At 37.4% G+C, this 19,426-nt stretch carries 17 protein-coding genes; 4 read left to right on the top strand and 13 right to left on the bottom strand.

The genetic code is table 11. The features are described from left to right. Position 1: 1 nt before the first annotated feature. The 5 genes from WCP78_RS02655 to WCP78_RS02635 all read right to left on the bottom strand — a co-directional run bounded on the left by WCP78_RS02655 (position 2) and on the right by WCP78_RS02635 (position 4,924). Entirely contained in the window at positions 2-964 is a 963-nt protein-coding gene (locus tag WCP78_RS02655; protein WP_336278946.1) for an L-threonylcarbamoyladenylate synthase, read from the bottom strand. Further along, positions 961-1,626: a ribonuclease HII gene (gene rnhB / locus WCP78_RS02650; RefSeq protein WP_336278945.1), complete on the bottom strand. Its 666-nt coding sequence runs from the start codon at positions 1,624-1,626 to the stop codon at positions 961-963. Before rnhB ends, WCP78_RS02655 begins: the two co-directional genes overlap by 4 nt. A 238-nt stretch (positions 1,627-1,864) precedes the next feature. Beyond that, positions 1,865-2,782 carry a 4-(cytidine 5'-diphospho)-2-C-methyl-D-erythritol kinase gene (locus WCP78_RS02645; protein ID WP_336278944.1) on the bottom strand — a complete coding sequence of 306 codons (918 nt, stop codon included), beginning with the start codon at positions 2,780-2,782 and terminating at the stop codon, positions 1,865-1,867. 259 nt (positions 2,783-3,041) lie between these two features. Continuing rightward, complete coding sequence (locus WCP78_RS02640; RefSeq protein WP_336278943.1) at positions 3,042-3,893, bottom strand: S49 family peptidase; 852 nt, start codon at positions 3,891-3,893, stop codon at positions 3,042-3,044. 242 nt (positions 3,894-4,135) lie between these two features. Further along, complete coding sequence (locus WCP78_RS02635) at positions 4,136-4,924, bottom strand: tRNA1(Val) (adenine(37)-N6)-methyltransferase (RefSeq protein ID WP_336278942.1); 789 nt, start codon at positions 4,922-4,924, stop codon at positions 4,136-4,138. 192 nt (positions 4,925-5,116) lie between these two features. Here WCP78_RS02635 and WCP78_RS02630 point away from each other — a divergent pair, with 192 nt between their 5' ends. From WCP78_RS02630 to glyS, 4 genes are all read left to right on the top strand, one after another. Then, positions 5,117-6,193 carry a polyprenyl synthetase family protein gene (locus WCP78_RS02630; protein WP_336278941.1) on the top strand — a complete coding sequence of 359 codons (1,077 nt, stop codon included), beginning with the start codon at positions 5,117-5,119 and terminating at the stop codon, positions 6,191-6,193. Between the two features lie 97 nt (positions 6,194-6,290). Continuing rightward, the gene (locus tag WCP78_RS02625) at positions 6,291-7,985 is read left to right on the top strand and encodes a tetratricopeptide repeat protein (RefSeq protein ID WP_336278940.1); all 1,695 of its coding nucleotides are present in this window, start codon (positions 6,291-6,293) and stop codon (positions 7,983-7,985) included. Between the two features lie 112 nt (positions 7,986-8,097). Then, the gene (locus WCP78_RS02620) at positions 8,098-9,042 is read left to right on the top strand and encodes a glycine--tRNA ligase subunit alpha (RefSeq protein ID WP_336278939.1); all 945 of its coding nucleotides are present in this window, start codon (positions 8,098-8,100) and stop codon (positions 9,040-9,042) included. Next, on the top strand, positions 9,042-11,264 hold the full coding sequence (gene glyS / locus WCP78_RS02615; RefSeq protein ID WP_336278938.1) for a glycine--tRNA ligase subunit beta: 2,223 nt from the start codon (positions 9,042-9,044) through the stop codon (positions 11,262-11,264). Before WCP78_RS02620 ends, glyS begins: the two co-directional genes overlap by 1 nt. A 200-nt stretch (positions 11,265-11,464) precedes the next feature. On the opposite strand, the gene WCP78_RS02610 is transcribed toward glyS, so the two are convergent. The 8 genes from WCP78_RS02610 to WCP78_RS02575 form a co-directional block, all read right to left on the bottom strand. Beyond that, a complete protein-coding gene (locus WCP78_RS02610) occupies positions 11,465-11,959 on the bottom strand; it encodes a F0F1 ATP synthase subunit B (protein WP_336278937.1) in 495 nt (164 codons plus the stop codon). A 10-nt stretch (positions 11,960-11,969) separates the two neighbouring features. Then, positions 11,970-12,536 carry a F0F1 ATP synthase subunit B gene (locus tag WCP78_RS02605; protein ID WP_336278936.1) on the bottom strand — a complete coding sequence of 189 codons (567 nt, stop codon included), beginning with the start codon at positions 12,534-12,536 and terminating at the stop codon, positions 11,970-11,972. 101 nt (positions 12,537-12,637) lie between these two features. Then, entirely contained in the window at positions 12,638-12,868 is a 231-nt protein-coding gene (locus WCP78_RS02600) for a F0F1 ATP synthase subunit C (RefSeq protein ID WP_004855165.1), read from the bottom strand. 54 nt (positions 12,869-12,922) lie between these two features. Next, complete coding sequence (locus tag WCP78_RS02595) at positions 12,923-13,681, bottom strand: F0F1 ATP synthase subunit A (protein ID WP_336278935.1); 759 nt, start codon at positions 13,679-13,681, stop codon at positions 12,923-12,925. Positions 13,682-13,688: 7 nt separating this feature from the next. Beyond that, positions 13,689-14,114: an AtpZ/AtpI family protein gene (locus WCP78_RS02590; protein WP_336278934.1), complete on the bottom strand. Its 426-nt coding sequence runs from the start codon at positions 14,112-14,114 to the stop codon at positions 13,689-13,691. 571 nt (positions 14,115-14,685) lie between these two features. After that, entirely contained in the window at positions 14,686-16,116 is a 1,431-nt protein-coding gene (gene der / locus WCP78_RS02585; RefSeq protein ID WP_336278933.1) for a ribosome biogenesis GTPase Der, read from the bottom strand. Positions 16,117-16,120: 4 nt separating this feature from the next. Further along, complete coding sequence (locus tag WCP78_RS02580; RefSeq protein WP_336278932.1) at positions 16,121-16,792, bottom strand: tetratricopeptide repeat protein; 672 nt, start codon at positions 16,790-16,792, stop codon at positions 16,121-16,123. Positions 16,793-17,394: 602 nt separating this feature from the next. Continuing rightward, complete coding sequence (locus WCP78_RS02575; RefSeq protein ID WP_336278931.1) at positions 17,395-19,167, bottom strand: SLC13 family permease; 1,773 nt, start codon at positions 19,165-19,167, stop codon at positions 17,395-17,397. Between the last annotated feature and the right edge of the window lie 259 nt (positions 19,168-19,426).

Below are 19,426 nucleotides of genomic sequence, written 5' to 3'. Positions count from 1 at the left end.
TTCATTCCTCCTTTGGAGCTGCAGCGCGTATTAAACGATCATTAATCGCTTCACCCAATCCGTGCGATGGAATAGGTTCTACAGCAATAGATCTCACTTTAAGTGAATCTAATTGTTTCATATATTGAAACAAATGAGCAGCAGCTTCTTCCAACAGCCCACTCTTGCTCAGATTTAAAATAAAAACTGCATTTTCAGAACCCATAATGCGCTTGGAACCAAATGCTAAAAGAGCTTCACCACACTCCACTTTTTGCACATTTAAACGAACTGTAGCATTGGGCGCATAATGCGACTTTAACATTCCTGGTGCCTCAAATGCTGCGCACTGATCCAACCGTTTCAGCGACTTTTTTGCGACTTTTTCAATTTCTTCAGCAGCAAGCCCCCCAGGACGCAAAAGATAAATATTTTCATCAAAAATCTTAATGATCGTTGATTCTAACCCTATTTTGCACGACCCCCCATCAATAATCAATGGAACAGACACCCCTAAAGATGCGAAAACAGCTTCAGCCGAAGTAGGACTAATGCGTCCTGATTCATTTGCGCTAGGAGCAGCCAAAGGCCTACCAAAACATTTTACAACTTCTGAAAAACTACTATCCGGACAACGGACAGCCAATGTATTAAGACCAGCAGTTGTTAAAGGGTGAATATTATGATGTGCCTTTAAAGGCAAAACTAATGTCAAAGGACCTGGCCAAAACGCCTCCATTAACCGACGTGAGAGAGAATCAATTTCAACGTAGCGTTCTGCCATAATAATGCTGCTTACATGAGCAATAAGAGGATTGAACTTCGGCCGTCTTTTTGTGGAAAAAATAGACGCTACGGCCTTTCCATTGGTTGCATCACCAGCCAGTCCGTAGACAGTTTCTGTCGGCAATGCGACTAACCTCCCCTGACCAAGAAGCATGACTGCTTCTTTTATCGAATCACTATTTAGAGGCAGAATTGTCATGACATATCATTCCTGTAGCGCTCTTTGAGTGGTGAAAAACTATAACGATGCAATCCTACAACCGGCCCATGTTTATCAAGAGCCGTACGATGCACTAGCGTTGCATAACCTACATGCTTTTCTAAACCATAATCTTTATAAACCTGCCCAGCACATTCCATCATGCGGTCACGCGTTACTTTGGCAATAATAGATGCTGCTGCAATTGAAACTGAACGCTGATCGCCTTTGACCAAAGCAGTTGCTGGACACGGCAGAGAAAAAGGAATATCACGTCCATCAACCAGCGCATAGTGAGCTGGCACTGCTAACCCTGTAATACAACGACGCATTGCTTCTAAAGTTGCTTTTCTAATATTAGAATGATCAATAGTACGAGCACAAATACCAGCAATCGAGACTGCTAATGCACTTTGTAAAATCTCATAATAGAGCTCATTCCGTCGCTTAGTAGAAAGTTTTTTTGAATCATTCAATCCATCTAAGATATGATCCTTATCCAAAATGACTGCTGCTGTTACTACAGGACCAGCGAGAGGACCACGTCCAACTTCGTCAACACCTGCTATATGAAGGAATCCTCGCTTTTGTAAATCCAACTCGCACAAAAAATTTGGCTTAAGTGGTAACTTAAATGATGAGTGATTAATATAATTAGACATGCACCTATTTTTACACCACCGCTTGTTTTCCGCAAGTAATCCTATAGTAAAAATAATGCATCTAAATTCCTATACTTTTCACACAAATACAAAAAAGACTAGACTATTAAAATATCATTGCTTACTTCATCTTATATGCCACTATATCAATCTAAAACACACAAACTCTAGAAATTATCCAGCTCAGCTATTGCACGCAGTGTTATTATTGACTGAAAGAACACCTATTTCATACTGCTTACTCAGAGTGTTCCCCTAACGTGACAATAGGTTTAACAAACCAATCTGGATGTATCGACTTTATAAAGAGAGCTGCCTGCTGTGCTGCTTGCTTATTTTTAAAAATACCAAAGCAAGTAGCGCCAGTCCCAGACATGCGAGAAAAAAGAGATCCACTCTCATCTAACACATCTAAAACTTCAGATAATCGAGGCGCAATTTTTAAGGCAGGAGCAAAAAGATCGTTTCGCGTTTCTTGTAAAGCTTCAACCAATGAATAAACAGTCTTTAAAGATTCTAGATTAATTTTTAAGGAAGAATGATTATGATTTTCTAAAGTCTTAAAAACAGATTTCGTTGTAATTTTCTGACCATGATTAACCAATACCATTGCAAGAGAACAAGCACCTTTTAGCCGTGTTATATCTTGCCCAATTCCCTTAACGAAAAGTGGCTGTTGATACTCCAGTGCCAAAAGACACATTGGGACATCAGCACCAAGCACTAAGCTGATCTCCGCTAATTTTTCATAAGAGCAATCAAGACCCCACTGATGATACAACATTCTTAAAACACCAGCAGCATCACCCGAACCACCACCAATCCCCGAAGCAACTGGCAATGTTTTAACAAGCCGAAAAAAAGCAGGCTGAATATGTTTAGGAAATGCTTGACACATAAAATCATGTGCGCGAACAACTAAATTGTCTTCTACATCAGAAATAAGCCCATCGGCAAAAGGACCTGTTAAAACAAAGCGGTCACCCCCAAAGACAGTATAACTCAAACAATCACCACTGAGACTAAAGTAAACTAAACTTTCTATTAGATGATAACCATCTGCACACTGACCGACCACATGTAAAGCTAAATTCAACTTAACGGGCGTAAATACATAAGTATGCCCTTTGAGTGGAGCTTGTACATCCAATATCATCTGCAGTAATATTCACCAGTACGAGAATCTTTTACCAATGTACCTCTTACACTTATATGTGGCTTATGTTTTGCACAATAAGAACACCGTACGATCTTCTTTAACCATTTCTTCAACACACAGTAAGTGTAGAGAACCATAATACAAATTAAACTCAGTACAATCGTTTTCATTTAAAGTCTTATTCCTTCTAATAGCCGTTTTTTAGGAAACATTATCGACTAAATCCAACTATACAGAACATTGCTCTCATCACAAATCACAAACCATAACGCTGCCAAAGCGCCCGTTCTTCCGCTATCATCGCCGCACTATCAACCGCTGTATAAATTGCATTAGCAGAAATTCCTGAAAGAGCTTTAGACCCTAAAAAATGTTTAGGGGGAGTAATTAACCGAAGTTTGGCATCATGACCAAATCTCTCTTTAACAACAGAACGCACATCATTTAATCCATCAATTAAACCAAGTTCAACGCTTTTCTTTCCACTCCAGAACATTCCTGTAAAAATATCTGGATCATTTGATAACTTTTCTGCACGTCTCTCTTGAACTAAATCAATAAAAGTTTGATGGACTTCAAGTTGTAGAGATTTCAAATGCTCAATACCTGTTTTCTTTTCTGGCTGAAATGGATCTAATACAATCTTGTTTTTTCCTGCTGTATACACACGACGTTCCACGCCGATTTTTTTCAAAAGCTCAGGAAAACCAAAAGAAGCTGAAACAACCCCTATAGAGCCAACAATTGAAGAAGGATCAGCAAAAATTTCATCCCCAGCACAAGCAATCATATAACCACCTGATGCTGCTATATCTTCAACGAATATAAGAACCTTTTTCTTATTTTCCTCTGCCAAATCACGAATACGCTTAAAAATAAGACGCGACTGCACGGGCGAACCCCCAGGAGAATTAATGATAATAGCAACAGCCGGCGCTTTTTTATACGCAAAAGCCTTATCTAAAAGATTCGCACATCTGCTTAGTGAAAGAGTACGTGCTACTAATGACGTTGAATCCATAATCGCTCCGTGAAGGCGCAAAACAGGAATTTCAGGCTTACTGGAACAAAAGCAGCGTCGAACAGTGTTTTTGATAACGTTAATCAAAATGAGACTTCCTTATACATTAGGGGTAACCAGGTTTTATACACTAGGGATAACTAAGTTTTATACATTAAGGATATCAAAATAAGCAAGGAAAACAAAAAGGCAAAATATAACTGTACACAAAAGTACCAATGCAAGAAAAAATCACAAACCCAAAATTAAAATCATCCATTAAAATCTCCCTGTAAAAATTAAATATTTGATCCAAATTTAAGTAATAAACTGGAAAACACAAGATAGCATTAAAAAAGTTCCCACAAACTTATAAGCCCATTGTTAACTGCATCAATACGCGGTGAGAAAGCGTGACTATTTCCCTCATGCATCACCAGTGGAGGCAGTATAGATAAAGCTGCTTTACTTCCTCGTCTTGCATAAAATAAAACACGAATTGCAGCTGTTGCAGCACGTGCGTGAATAGGAATTATACAAATGCCTCCAAAACGCCCTTCCAAAGCACGTAGTATATCAATCAACGATTGTGGACGTGCAATTAATCCTAAATATCCACCTGGCTTAATAATTGCTGCAGCGCTTCGTAACCAATTATCAAACATGGCTTCTGGCATAACATGTGCATCAAACTTTTGTTCATCAGGTGTTGTGCGATCTACAGGATTATTAAAGGGAGGGTTCATAATTGCAAAATCAAAACTATTGTCTCTTAAGCCCGCTTCTAATCGAGCCTTCCCCCTGCATGTAACATCTGCTTCTAACAAGCAAACCCGATCTGCAAATTCCTCATTTTGTTTTAACATAAGCGTTTTTTGGGCGTAAGACACCATAAAAGCTGACCGTTCAACCAATGTAACATGAACTTCTGAACAACGTGAAGCTACCGCCAGTCCAGCAGCTCCAGCCCCAGCTCCCAAATCAACGACCTTACCCTTAAAATTACTGGGGACTAAACCGGCTAATAACATAGCATCCATGCCAGAACGATGGCCACGTAAACGTGGCTGGATTAAATAAAACCTTCCACGATGAAAGCCATCAACGGTTTCATCACTATGATTCGTTATATTATTCATTTTCAAGTCCAATATTCATCCTCACCGTTTGGACTCACGCCTATTAACTTGTGCCTAGACAAGACTACTGCGAACCTTTCCCGTAATCTCGTAACAAAACATTACCAAAGTTAAAAACATTCTTTGTAAATATCCTGTAGGACTCGTGCTTCAACGTGTTATCAAAGCTTGAGTCAAAGCAAAACCCTCTTTATGCTAATGACAAAAATAAAATTCTTATATGTTCATTTCAATACTCTGGGAGTAAACACATTGAGTTCTGCCACAAAATCAGATCAGATACACAATAATAAAATTTCTCTTCAATCCCTCATTGACCTTACCAAGGATGATATGGAGCATGTAAATCAATTAATTCTTTCTATGGCAAAATCAAATGTTAAAATGATTCCTGAAATTTCTAACCATCTTATTTTATCAGGTGGGAAGCGATTGCGTCCAATGATTACGTTAGCTTCGGCTCATATGTTTGGTTATCAGAATGATGGACATATAAAACTGGCAACAGCAGTTGAATTTATGCATACGGCAACCTTACTCCACGATGATGTGATAGATGAAAGCAATTTAAGACGTGGCAAATCTACTGCGCGAATGATTTGGGGAAATCAGGCAAGTATACTTGTTGGTGATTTCTTATTGGGGCAAGCTTTTAAAATGATGGTTGATGTTGGTTCTATGGAAGCACTCTCTGTCTTAGCAAATGCTGCGGCAATTATTGCTGAGGGAGAGGTTATGCAACTTGCTGCCACAAAAAACATAGAAACAAGTATTTCAGATTATCTCAAAATTATTAACGCAAAAACAGCCGCACTTTTTTCAGCTGCTGCTGAAGTTGGACCAATTATTGCTGGTTATGAACATGAAGAGCGTTTTGCATTGCGTGAATATGGAACATTGTTAGGATTAGCTTTTCAATTAATTGATGATGCACTTGACTATGGTGGAACTGCTAAACATCTGGGGAAAAACATAGGGGACGATTTCCGAGAAGGAAAAATTACAATGCCTGTTATACTCGCATACGAACGAGGGAATACCGCAGAAAAAACATTCTGGAAACAAGCTCTTGAAAACGAAAATAACGATGATGAATCCTTCGTATACGCACAACACTTAATGGAAAAATATGACAGTCTTGTAGACACAATAGATCAGGCACGCACCTATGGGAAACGAGCAATTGATGCTCTAATCTCAATGAATGCAAGTCCTGCTCACAATGCTCTAATTGAAACTGTTGACTTTTGCATTGCTCGCATAAACTGATTTTTTTTGCAAAATAATACTATTTTTTTAACAAAATAACAGGATATGGTTTATAAGCCATACTTATCGGTTATTATATTCAAGAAGGATTAGCTCTATGCGCAGTGCAACAGTATCCTGCTTTTTTACTCTATTTGTCGCGGGTATTATACTGGTGCCATCCCCCAGTTATAGTAAAACTGGTGCTACTCTCACTGCAAGCTCATTTACAGGTGCTTATTTAGCTGGAAGGGTTGCAAATCACGAAAATAAAGCAGATCTTGCTATAGATTATTTCAAAAAAGCACTCACTTATCAACCTAATAACATTGAAACACAAAAAGAAATCCTCGAAGTTATGCTCTCTGTAGGTAACTTTAAGGAAGCTGTCAAACAGGCTTATAAATTAAAAAAGCAAAATGTTATAACCCCTTTTGTTTCTTTAACGTTAGCAGTAGAAAACCTCCTCAAAAGAGACTATAAAAATGCAAAGCATATTCTGCATTTAAAAGCTCCTCCTGCTGCTAACAATCCAATTTCTGAGCTAATTGGAGCCTGGGCTACATTCGGATCTGGATATAGATCCCAAGCAATCGCGAATCTAAAAAAAATCCAGGGGCCTGATTGGTACAACCTTTTTATATACTACCATCTTGCACTCATGAGCGACCTCGCAGGACATACAAAGAATGCAAAAAAATATTTTACTCAAGCACTCAACAATGAACGGGATGCCCTCATAGCTCCTAATACATATGAACGTATGATCATAGCGTATGCCTCATTCCAGTTACGTCATAAAATGTACAACCAAGCTATTCAGACAATCAAGCATGGCGAAAAAGTACTGCCAAACCAAAAAATGCTTACGCATATCCGAAAAAAAATAGAAAAAGGAGCTTCATTAGAAAGGCTCATCAAAACATCTCTACAAGGAGCCGGTGAAGTATTATATGATTTTGGAACAGCACTTAACCATAAAAGCCCAGGACAAATTGTACGTATCTTTCAACAATTGTCTTTGATTTTGTACCCTCAAAATGATGCAACACTCTTTCAGTTAGCAAATACTTCCTTAAGATTGAATGACCTTAATCAGGCAGCTAAGTTCTACCGTGCTCTACCACTTAGCTCTCCTTACTATAAAGATGGGCAGCTACGGCTTGCACTCATTCTTGCAAATAACAATAATCACAATGAAGCAGTCAAATTGCTCACGTTATTGAAGAAAAAATTCCCCAATGATCGCCATATTTTAATAACGTTAGCAGCTGTTTATATGCAGGAAAATAAATTTATAGAAGCAGCACAAATTATGAATCGTGCTATTTCACGAATAAAAAATTTTCAGAAAGACGATTGGAAACTGTTTTATCAGCGCGGTATTGCTCTTGAGCGTTTACAGAAATGGCCAAAAGCCGAAATGGATCTGCGAAAAGCACTTGAGTTTTTTCCTGATCAGCCACAGGTACTTAATTATTTAGGTTATTCACTTGTTGATCGTGATCAAAAACTTGAAGAATCGCTTCGCATGCTGCAAAAAGCTTCTGCTTTACAATCTCAAGATAGTCATATCTTGGATTCTTTAGGGTGGGCCTATTATAAACTTAAGCAGTATAATCAAGCTGTTCAAATATTGGAAATTGCTGTCAAATTACAACCTGAAGATCCAACATTAAATGATCATTTAGGTGATGCTTATTGGAAAGTTGGACGTAAGCGTGAAGCAGTATTTCAATGGAATCATGCAGTTGATGGGGAATCAGAAGACTCCCCAAAAATCAAAGAAAAGTTAAAATTTGGTTTGAAATAAATGACTGTATTTGACCATAAGCATAGAGAGCAATAGAAAGTAATGAAAGCTTGATTTTTTTTCGTTACTGTCTATTGATTGAGCATTATAGTATATTTAAAGAGTATAAAGCGTGAAATTGCCCGAATATCTCAATCCTACACGTTCTTTTCAGGGTCTTATTTTAACTTTGCAAAACTATTGGGCTCATTATGGATGTGCAATTCTGCAACCTTACGACATGGAAATCGGAGCAGGAACTTTTCATCCAGCTACAATCTTGCGCTCATTAGGGCCACGCCCTTGGAAAGTAGCTTACGCACAACCTTCTAGACGCCCGGCAGACGGTCGATATGGTCAAAATCCGAATCGTTTACAGCACTATTATCAATTCCAAGTGCTGCTCAAACCTTCGCCTTTAAATTTACAGGATCTTTATCTCAAGTCATTACAGGCCATTGGTCTTGATACTAAACTGCACGATGTTCGCTTTGTTGAAGATGATTGGGAAAGCCCAACACTCGGTGCTTGGGGATTGGGATGGGAATGCTGGTGTGATGGGATGGAAATCTCTCAATTCACTTATTTTCAACAGGTCTGTGGTATTGAATGTGCTCCAGTTTCAGGAGAACTCACCTATGGCCTTGAACGTCTAGCAATGCATATCCAAGGTGTTGATAACGTTTATGATCTTAACTTTAATGGTCTAGATGATGAAAATAAAATAAGCTATGGAGATATTTTCTTACAATCAGAACGGGAATATTCATACTATAATTTTGAACTTGCTAATACAGAATTGCTACACAGGCATTTTATCGATGCAGAATGCGAATGTATTGCACTCCTTGAAGCCGGAAAGTCAAATAACGAAAATGGCTTACATTTGTGCGTTTTCCCAGCTTATGATCAATGTATTAAAGCTAGCCATATTTTTAATCTTTTACAAGCACGTGGTGTTATTTCTGTAACTGAACGACAAAGTTATATTCTTCGCGTTCGCGATCTTGCTCGCCGCTGTGGAGAAGCATTTTTGCTTACTGAATCTGGAAAAATATACACAAATGGAGAAACCTAATGTCTGATCTTCTTCTTGAACTTTTCAGTGAAGAGATCCCTTCTCATATGCAGAGCAAAGCTGCTGCCGACCTCAAAAGATATGTTACGGATAAACTTATCACTGCAGGCCTAACCTATAAAGCTGCACGTGAATATTGGACACCTCGTCGACTAACACTAGATGTACGAGGTCTTCCTATACGCTCAAAAGATATTCATGAGGAACGTAAAGGGCCAAATGTAAAATCACCACAACATGTAATTGATGGTTTTCTACGTGCGACAGGACTCAACAATATTTCTGAAGCAGACATTGCGCATAATAGTAAAAATGGTGATTTCTATATCGCAAAGATCATCAAAAAAGGTCGAAGTGTAGAAGAAATTATTGCCGACATTTTACCAGATATTATTTGTAATTTTCCATGGCCAAAATCTATGCGTTGGGGCAAAGATTCAGAAAAAAGTGGAGCATTAAAATGGATTCGACCTTTACAAAATATTCTCTGCGTTTTCGGGCCAGAAATTGGTGAAACACATGTTGTTCCGTTTACGATCGGATCTCTTAAGAGCAATAATATAACATATGGTCATCGCTTTTTAAGTGACAGAGAACCTATCCATGTTCGTCGCTTTGATGATTATATTACTCAACTTGAGGCTCATAAAGTTATTTTGGATGCAGAAAGGCGAAAAAATATTATTTTAGCAGACGCTCAAAACCTTTGCTTTGCAAATGGCTTAGAAATCGTTCAAGATAATGCTCTCTTAGAAGAAGTCTCAGGACTCGTTGAATGGCCTGTTGTACTTATGGGTAATTTTGACAAATCTTTCCTTGATATTCCTCCAGAAATTATTCGCCTGACTATTAAAGCCAATCAAAAATGTTTTGTAACCCGCAAACAAGGTGAAAAAACAAACCTTTCTCATAACTTTATTTTGGTTTCTAATATTTTTGCAAGCGATGAAGGCAAAGAAATTTCTAAAGGAAATAGCAAAGTTGTACGTGCTCGTCTTTCTGATGCACTCTATTTCTGGCAAACAGATCAACATGATTTGCCTGACATAAAATACTTGAAAGACTCTGCCGAAAAATTTGATCTTGACTTGAATAAACCTCTTGATCAAAGAATGGCACGACTTGATTATTTAAATGTAACTTTTCATGCAAAATTAGGCACGCAAGGTGCAAGAGTGAAACGAATTGCCGCCTTAGCACAAAAAATTGCACCTTTGGTACAAGCAGATCCTTTATTGGCTAAACGCGCAGCTGTACTCGCAAAAGCTGATTTACAAACAGAAGTTGTTGGAGAATTTCCTGAGCTACAAGGAGTAATGGGGCGAAAATATGCACTTCTTCAGGGAGAAGATCCGCGTGTAGCTGAGGCAATAGAAGATCATTATAAACCTCAAGGTCCCAAAGATCATATTCCTCAAGAATCTATTTCTGTAACAATCGCACTAGCCGATAAAATTGATACACTCGTCGGCTTTTGGCTTATTAATGAAAAACCAACCGGTTCAAAAGATCCATACGCATTAAGGAGAGCAGCTCTAGGAGTGATTAGACTTGTACTTCATCATAACTGGAACATTAACTTTATGCCACTTTTTAATTTCGCAACAAATCTTTTTTTACAACAGAAAGCTGAAGGTGAAGCACCTCTTATAAAATATGAGCAATCTCAGGGTATCTTTTTAAATAAAACAGAACATATTTTATCAGATCTATTATCCTTTTTTCATGAACGTCTTAAAATTTATCTAAAAAAAGAAGGCATTCGTTATGATGCTATTCAAGCAATCCTAAACAATGATGATGATGATTTTTTATTGATTGTGCATCGTATCAAGTCACTTATCACATTTATCAATACAAACGATGAAAACAGTTTCTTAACAGCTATAAAACGTACTGTAAATATTCTGGAGACTGAACTCCAAAAAGGTACAATAATAACGACCGAAATTAATCCTGAGTTTTTTATTGGAATGGAAGAGAAACAACTTTATCAAGCGATTATTGAGACCGAAAAAAAGATCTATGATCATATTTATGCAACAAACTTCTCACTTGCACTCAGCGATCTGGTACCACTTGGAAAATTTATAGACACATTTTTTGAAAAAATATTGATAAACGATAAAGATTCTAATATTCGTAATAACCGTCTTGCTCTCCTTAAACGCACTCATACTATTACACAAGTAGTCGCAAATTTTTCGAAACTTATAATCTAGAACTTAATTGCTTTGTTTATTGAAAAATAATGAGAATAGAGTTTTGTTATTTTTTAGCTTTTAGAGTCGCAATATAAATGATTCTCTATAAAAAATTGACAAACTCATTCAAGATGAGAATAAAAATAGGTAAGTAAAGGCTACAAAATTTCTATTACTTCTGAAAAAAAATTAACTTTTTCAAAATTACCCGAAAGTTATCAATTAAGATATGCCTTCATTTTGGTTAAAGATTCTTCCGTAAGAGTTTTCTTAATAAGCTTATCGGCTCTTTCAGAATCTAGTTCCTTCGCAATGAGTGTACGGGCAGCAGAAATCGCTAAATCAACAGCAGATGAAGAAACCATACGTATTGCATCAGCTTCTGCTTGAGCAATTTTTTGTTCTGCCAATTGATTACGATGCTTTACGTATTCTTCTGCTTTTCTACGAGCCTCAGCAATTACAGTTTCAACTTCATGCTTAGCTGCAGCAATAATTTCTTGTGCATCCTTCTCAGCTTCTGCGTGCTTACGTTGGTATTCAGCTAGTACTTCTTGTGCCTCTTCACGAAGACGAAGAGCTTCATCCAGCTCATCTTCGATACGTTTTGCTCGCGCGTCAAGATAACGTACAATCATCTTTGGAACTTTGAAATAAACTAAAAGAGCTAAAAAAAGAACTAACCCTAAAAAAGCTCCGAAAGTATCAGTCATTTTGTAATCCTCAACAATCTACGGCTCTAACAGCTGAATTAACAGACTCTTTGCTTACCTCAACATCAATCAACTTCTTTACGATTTCAAGAGCTACTTCTTCAGCAATCGAACCGACATTTTGCATAGCTTCATTCCGAATTTTTTCTATCTTCTTTTCTGCATTTTTTAGCTTTTTTTCTACACTTTGTTCAATTTCTTTTCGCTCGATCTCGGCTTTTTCTTTTATTTCTTCACCAGCTTTCTGCGCTATAGCATGGGCTCTGAAACGAGCCTCTGCTAATTTCTTCTCATAAGTTTCAACCACGCTATCTGCTTCTTGCTTCATCCGCATTGCCTGATCCAAATCAGAAGCGATTCGATCCCGACGTGTTTCAATAACACCACCAATCCTCGGTACAATTACACGAGAAATAAAAAAGTAGAAAAACCCGAGAGAAATTGCTAACCAAAAAACGTGTGAACTAAAGTGCGCCAAATCAAAAGGCGGAAATACACGCTCCGCATGCTCTGCCGCATCCTTGATACGCTCTATCGGTGTCTCACTAGACTGTGCATAAGCGCTGGAAATAAACACCCTATTTACCTTCAAACAATCTATTAAAGTTCTTTTCTTTAAGAAACAAAGGGAACATCAGTCTCTTGTACACAAAACAGATATACCCTTTTAAAAAGTAATTAAACCGCAAAAAGAAGTAACAAAGCAACAAGTAATGAAAAAATACCTAAAGCTTCTGTCACAGCAAAACCAAAAACTAGACGGCCAAACTGACTATCTGCTGCTGATGGATTCCTTAATGCACCAGAAAGATAACTACCAAAAATATTTCCAAGACCCAAAGCCGTCCCCGCCATACCAAAGCAAGCAAGACCAGCACCAATATATTTTGCTGCAAGCACTAATTCCATATTATTCTCCTTTAAAGCGAAATTGCACTATTTGATAGAAAACCGTCAATTTTATTAATGTCCTGGATGAACTGCATCATTAAGATACATACAAGTTAAAACCGTAAAGACGTAAGCTTGAAGAAATGCAACCAAAAATTCAAGAGCAGTAATCGCTACGGTCATGATAAGCGGCAAAATTGAACCGCCAATGCCTACAACTCCCATCCCAATCATCGAAACAATAAAGCCAGCAAACACTTTGAGAGTGATATGACCAGCGAGCATATTAGCAAAAAGACGGAGAGAGAGACTGATAGGGCGAGAGAGAAAAGAAATAATCTCGATCATTGTAACCAAAGGTAAAATAACGACAGGAACACCACTGGGAACAAATAATTTTAAAAAACCGACTCCGTGTTTATAAAAACCATAACCAATTACTGTCAGAATCACTAACATCGCTAGCGAAAAAGTAATCATAATCTGAGAGGTAATCGTATAAAAATAAGGGAAAAGACCAATAAAATTGGCAACCAAAATAAAAGTAAACAGCGAGAAAACTAAAGGAAAAAATTGCATCCCCTGCACACCTGATGATTCTCTCAAAGTTGATGCAACAAACTCATACGCCATTTCTGAAATGGACTGTATCCTCGTTGGAACCAATCCACGGCTTGATGATGATATGAATAGAAAAACCGAAGTAATAACAACAGTCATCACTACAAAAAATGATACATTCGTAAATGATAAATCCACATTTCCAACGGAAATATTAATCAACCGAGATACTTCAAACTGATGGACAGGATCTGGAGCGTGCGATGTCACTTCAACCTCACTTATCGAACCTTTTATTGGCCCTCTTATCTTGGCGCCACGCGCCACCTTTCCCTAACTGACTAGAGGTAACGTACCCCATAGATCGAAGAATATTTAATATACCAGCAGCAAATCCTAAAAAAAGAAAAAATACTAATCCCCATGGCAATGAACCTGCTAGTTTATCAAACCCCAACCCCAACACAACGCCTACAAAAACACTTGCCAAAAATTCACTGGAAAGCTTAATCGCGTACGCCATATTTCCTTGTGGCTCTTCTCCTTCTCTCTTAAATTTTAACTTTAATGCTGTTTGCTTACGCATTAAAGCTAAACCTAAATTCTGACTACGACATTTTAAATCCTCTGAGTTCAAACATACTCTTTGCCTTTTTCTCTCGGCTTCCTCTTGTGGCACAACAAACTCGCCACCTTCTGCCATAATTAGCTCCTTAGTCAAAAAGCAAAATCAAAATGTGTATTACAAAACCGTACACAACATATTGTTACTGCATTTATTCGTCAAGTCGACAAAAGAAATCTCTCACAATTTATCTTATAAAAACGTGTGTTTAAACTTTGTTAACTGTTGTCGTTAATGTGCTTAAGATAACCACCATACTCTGCAAATAATATGGTTGCTGCTTCACCTAAAAAGTCATCATTAACCTTTATGTCACAACCTTAGCAACATATTAAATAAACATCCATTAAAGTGGATCAAGTGTCGTGTATTTTATTATCGCAAGTAAATAAACATAAGCGAACTTTTAATATAACCAACAACTTGCTTGTGGAACCGTAATTAACTTTTTTGCCTTTTCTCTCCGCGCCCGAAAATAAAAGTGCGTGAATTTATTTTCCTTTGTCTTTCATAGACAATTATACATAGCAGCACTTCTGCTCAAAAGTTATTCTTACCTTTACAAGCTTAATTAGTATTTTTTACGTATCAGAAATAGTTTTCTCTCTTAATATTGGTGAAATAATCTGTTCTAAAGAACATAAAACGATCATCCCTTTTTGGAATGTACTGAAAAAGGATTGTCAGAAGTCCGTAATGATATACGAATTGGTATACCCAGCATATCAAACGTATCACGCAATCCATTAGAAAGATAACGCAAATATGATTGAGGCATAGCTTTTGGTCGCGAGCAAGAAATCACAAACGCAGGAGGACGTGTTTTAACCTGTGTTATATATTTAACCTTAAGCCGACGCCCTGAAACTGTAGGCGCTGGATGGTGAGCAACAACAGCTTCAAGCCATCGATTCAATTTACCTGTAGAAATACGACGATTCCATACACGATGCATTAACATGACATTTTCCATGAGTTTATCAATTCCTTGACCATATTGGCCAGATAAAGGAATCGCTCTCAAGCCACGAACTTGAGGAAGTAGGCGAGCACATCTTTCATGCAAATCAATTAATTTGGTTTGGCGATTCTCTACGAGATCCCACTTATTGAAAGCAATAATGGGAACCCTCCCTTCACGAATCACAAGATCAGCAATTTGTAGATCTTGCTTTTCAAAAGGCGCGGTTGCATCAAAAACGATTACCACCACCTCCGCAAAACGAATCGCACGCAAAGTATCTGCAACAGAAAGTTTTTCTAATTTTTCTTGAACTCTTGATTTTCGACGTAAACCTGCAGTATCAAAAAGTTTAATATGGCGACCACACCACTCCCAATCCACTGCAATAGAATCACGCGTAAGACCTGCTTCAGGACCTGTTAATAAACGATCTTGTCCCAACATACTATTGATAAGAGTTGATTTTCCTGTATTAGGGCGACCAGCAATTGCAATCCGAATGGGTTTATTTGCATCATAAGCAGCCCCCCCCTCTTCCTCAAAATTATCTATATCTTTATCTGCATATGCAGACTGCACAATAATATGTTTTTCTTCATTCTCATTTTCAAACACTTTATCTTTACTAACAGCATCCATGATTGCATCGCGAAGATCTGTAAGACCCAAACCATGTTCAGCAGATATTGAACAAGGATCACCCAAACCTAACGACCAAGCCTCATATTCGCCCACTATTGATGCTTTTGACTCAGATTTATTAGCAACAAGCACAATCGGTTTTCCCGATTTACGCACCAATGAAGCAAAATTTAAATCACTTGGAGTTATTCCAACCCTAGCATCAAACATAAATAAAATAAGATCCGCTTCATCAATTGCAGCTTTTGTATGAGAACGCATACGACCTTCAAGTGTCTCATCACCCGCCTCTTCCAACCCAGCTGTATCGATCACATCAAAACGCAAATCTTGAAGCTTAGCCGCATGAATACGTCGATCACGCGTCACACCTGGCTTGTTATCAACCAAAGCCAATTTTTGCCCAACCAAACGATTAAACAGTGTTGACTTCCCAACATTGGGACGACCAACTATAGCAATGGTAAGGCTCATAAATTTATCCTCTATTTACCTTGCCTTCAGACTGAATGAGCTCAAGCATAATTCGTGCCCGATCTGCTATTTTTGACCCTAAAGCATCTTCTTCAACAATTTTCTGGAAGTAATAAATCGCATCGCTCATCTTGTCAGCTTTATACGCGGCTAAGCCTAAAGCTTCCCTTGCGGACATTCGCATAGGATCAATATCATTTGCCATATCCTCAACACGTTTTTTGACCTCATCCAATGTTCCTGTATCAACCAAAATATATGCTGCTCGGATTTTTGCAACTTTCTGTAAAATTAGTGGCGCTTTTTTATCAGCTGCAACAAAATCAAAAGTCTCTACCGACTTAACAGTATCCCCTTGCTCCATAAGTAAAGAGGCTTCACGCAAACGAGCAAGAGAAGGATATCCTCCAAAATCAGTTGCTTTAACATCCTCCAACTGTTTAAGTGCTTTATCAAAATGGCGTGTATCCGCAAAATCAAGACCTTTTATAAGCGCCTCACCAATAAGACCAGCTTTCTTCATTTGTTCATGGTGATAAATTTGGTAAATGGCTACTCCCAGTACAAAAATAACGACTGCAGAAATAATCGAAAAACCATAACGCTTCCAAAAAGCTAGAGCTTTTTCTTGACGAAATTCAGCGTTAACTTCAGCAATAAAACTATCATACGACATGTATCATACCTTGGAAAAAATTTAATTTCTGTGTTGTACGCATAAATAAATAAAGATGATAGCCCCAATTAACTAAAAATTTCAAAATTGTCAGCTTATTAGTTTAAAAAGCAATATGTATCCGTATTTACTAATTCTTCACAACTGAATTAGCCCAAAACGATATAATAGCTTTTTGATACACATTACAATTTTTACATATCTTCAATTTTGCATAAATGCAATTTGACTACCTTTAAGTATCTTAGCTCTAAATTTCAGCTTAGAAGCCAAATAGTGCTATCTACAACCCTATAAAATATATGTACAAATCAATCTTTTTAAAATCTAAAACAGTGTTATATTGTACTTTTCAAAGCATTCATTTACAAAATTGCAATGAAAAATCTTCAAAAACTCCACAAAAAGATATAGATCAGTTTGCATGGTTGGATACACCAAAACTAAATAAACAAGTGGTGCACCCAGCATAAAAAACTGATGAGACTTTATAATGGAGCTTAATCATTAATCAAGTTTCCAACAAAATTCGATTTTTTTAGCTTGCCTTCAGTCAATTAAAAATTTTACTGCAATTTACATTTTAAGATTACAAAAATGTTCTACTGTAGCGGCCAAATCCACATCAGCATTGGAACAGCAACAATAACTACCAGCACCGCTAATGGAGTGCCCAAACGTGGATAATCACTAAAACGATATCCCCCTGGAGCCATTACAAGCATATTACATTGATGTCCAATAGGCGTAAGAAATTCACAACCAGCTCCAATAGCAACAGCCATTAAAAAAGCCTCTGGCTTATAATGAAGGGAATGAGCAAAACTTGATGCAATTGGTGCGACCATCATTACTGTTGCTGCATTATTTAAGAATGGAGTTACCAACATTGCTGTAATTAACATGAGTGCTAATGCACCAGATGGAGGCAAAAATACAGCTAATTGACTAAGCCAATGCCCTATAAGATCCGTACACCCTGTCTTCTCTAACGCCTCACTTACTGGAATAAGAGCTGCTAATAACACCAATATTTGTCCATCTAATGCCTGATATAAATCACGTGCTGGTAAAACACGAAAAATAACCATGGCAGCAGCTGCAGAAAAGAAAGAAAATGCAACTGGAACAATCTGAAAAGCAGTACAAATAATAGCTACAAATAAAATAGCTAAAGATACGAAGCCATGTCGTAAATTACCAAACGTGATATTACGTTTTGCTAGAGGCAGGCATTTTAATTCCCGTAATAAATTTGGAATAATCGTATCCTGTCCCTGTAAAACAATCACATCACCAAGATGAAAGTCAATATCTCTAAGTCTTCCTCTAACCCTTTCATGCTGCCGACTTAACGCAAGCAAATTTACATCATCGCGATCAAATAAAGAAGACTCTTTCGCATTGATCCCAATGAGAGGCGAATTGTATGTAATGACAGCCTCAATAATATCAATATCGCTGTCTTTATCACCCGCTGGAATAATTCGGCCAATAGAAAATTCTAAACGGGCAGAATTAATCACACTATCCAGTCCTGTATGTGAACCTTCTAGCAAAATAATATCGTTTTCAGAAAAAATAAAATCCGGCAGTGGTGAAATAGACACCTTATTTCTAATAACTTGCACTACCATCACTTCACCACCTGATGGCTTAACCAAATCAATAATTGTTTTCCCGATAATCGGTGAATTTACTGGAATGCGTACTTCCGAAATATAATTACGGATATCAATAGCATCATCAAATGATGATCCTGAACGCACACGCACAGGCAAACGCCAATAAAAAAAAACCAAATATAACACACCAGTAGTAGCAACTGCCATACCAACCGGCGTAAAATCAAACATAGTAAAAGGAGATCCAGATAAACGCTCTTGCATAGCTGAAATAACGACGTTAGGTGAAGTTCCTATCTGTGTCATAAGACCACCTAACAAGGAACCAAACGCCATTGGCATCAAAAAAACAGAAGGCGAAACTTGAGATCGACGAGCAAACTGAAACGCAATCGGAAGCATGATCGCCAAAGCACCAATGTTTTTAACAAACATTGATAAAAATACCACAGAAAAAACTAAAATAGCCAATTGAAGACGCACCGATTTTACATCTGGCCATATCCGTTGAATAATAAACTCCATTATACCAGAGCGTGATACAGCAGCACTGACAACAAATACACTGCCCACAATAATAACAATATCATTACTAAAACCGCTAAACGCTTCCTTGGGGCTGACAAGACCAACGAGACAAGCAATCAATAATGTACAAATCGCGACAATATCATAACGAAATCGATCCCAAATAAATACAACCATCATGAGACCAATAATTAAAAAAGCTATTATTTGATCTTCTGTCATAATACCCATCCTCTCCCCATTAAATTACAATAAAAAATAGCACATCTTTTATTTTTTTTAAAAATGTTCTTGTAAAAGCAACAAGACCAAAAGAATATGAGTACGCTTCAAAAGTGATTGCACATCATAAATAAATTATGATCAGCACATATTATTCATCTGTTATGATGGCTTTTTATGAGATACTAAAATCAAAGAAAATTGGTAACTGTTGATAAAAGTATATCGAAAAAAAGGCTAAAATTACTTTACATGAACA

Source organism: Bartonella occidentalis (assembly GCF_037070875.1).
Lineage (GTDB): Bacteria > Pseudomonadota > Alphaproteobacteria > Rhizobiales > Rhizobiaceae > Bartonella.
The sequence above is the reverse complement of the archived record's forward strand: the minus strand, read 5'-3'. Positions and strand labels throughout refer to the sequence as shown.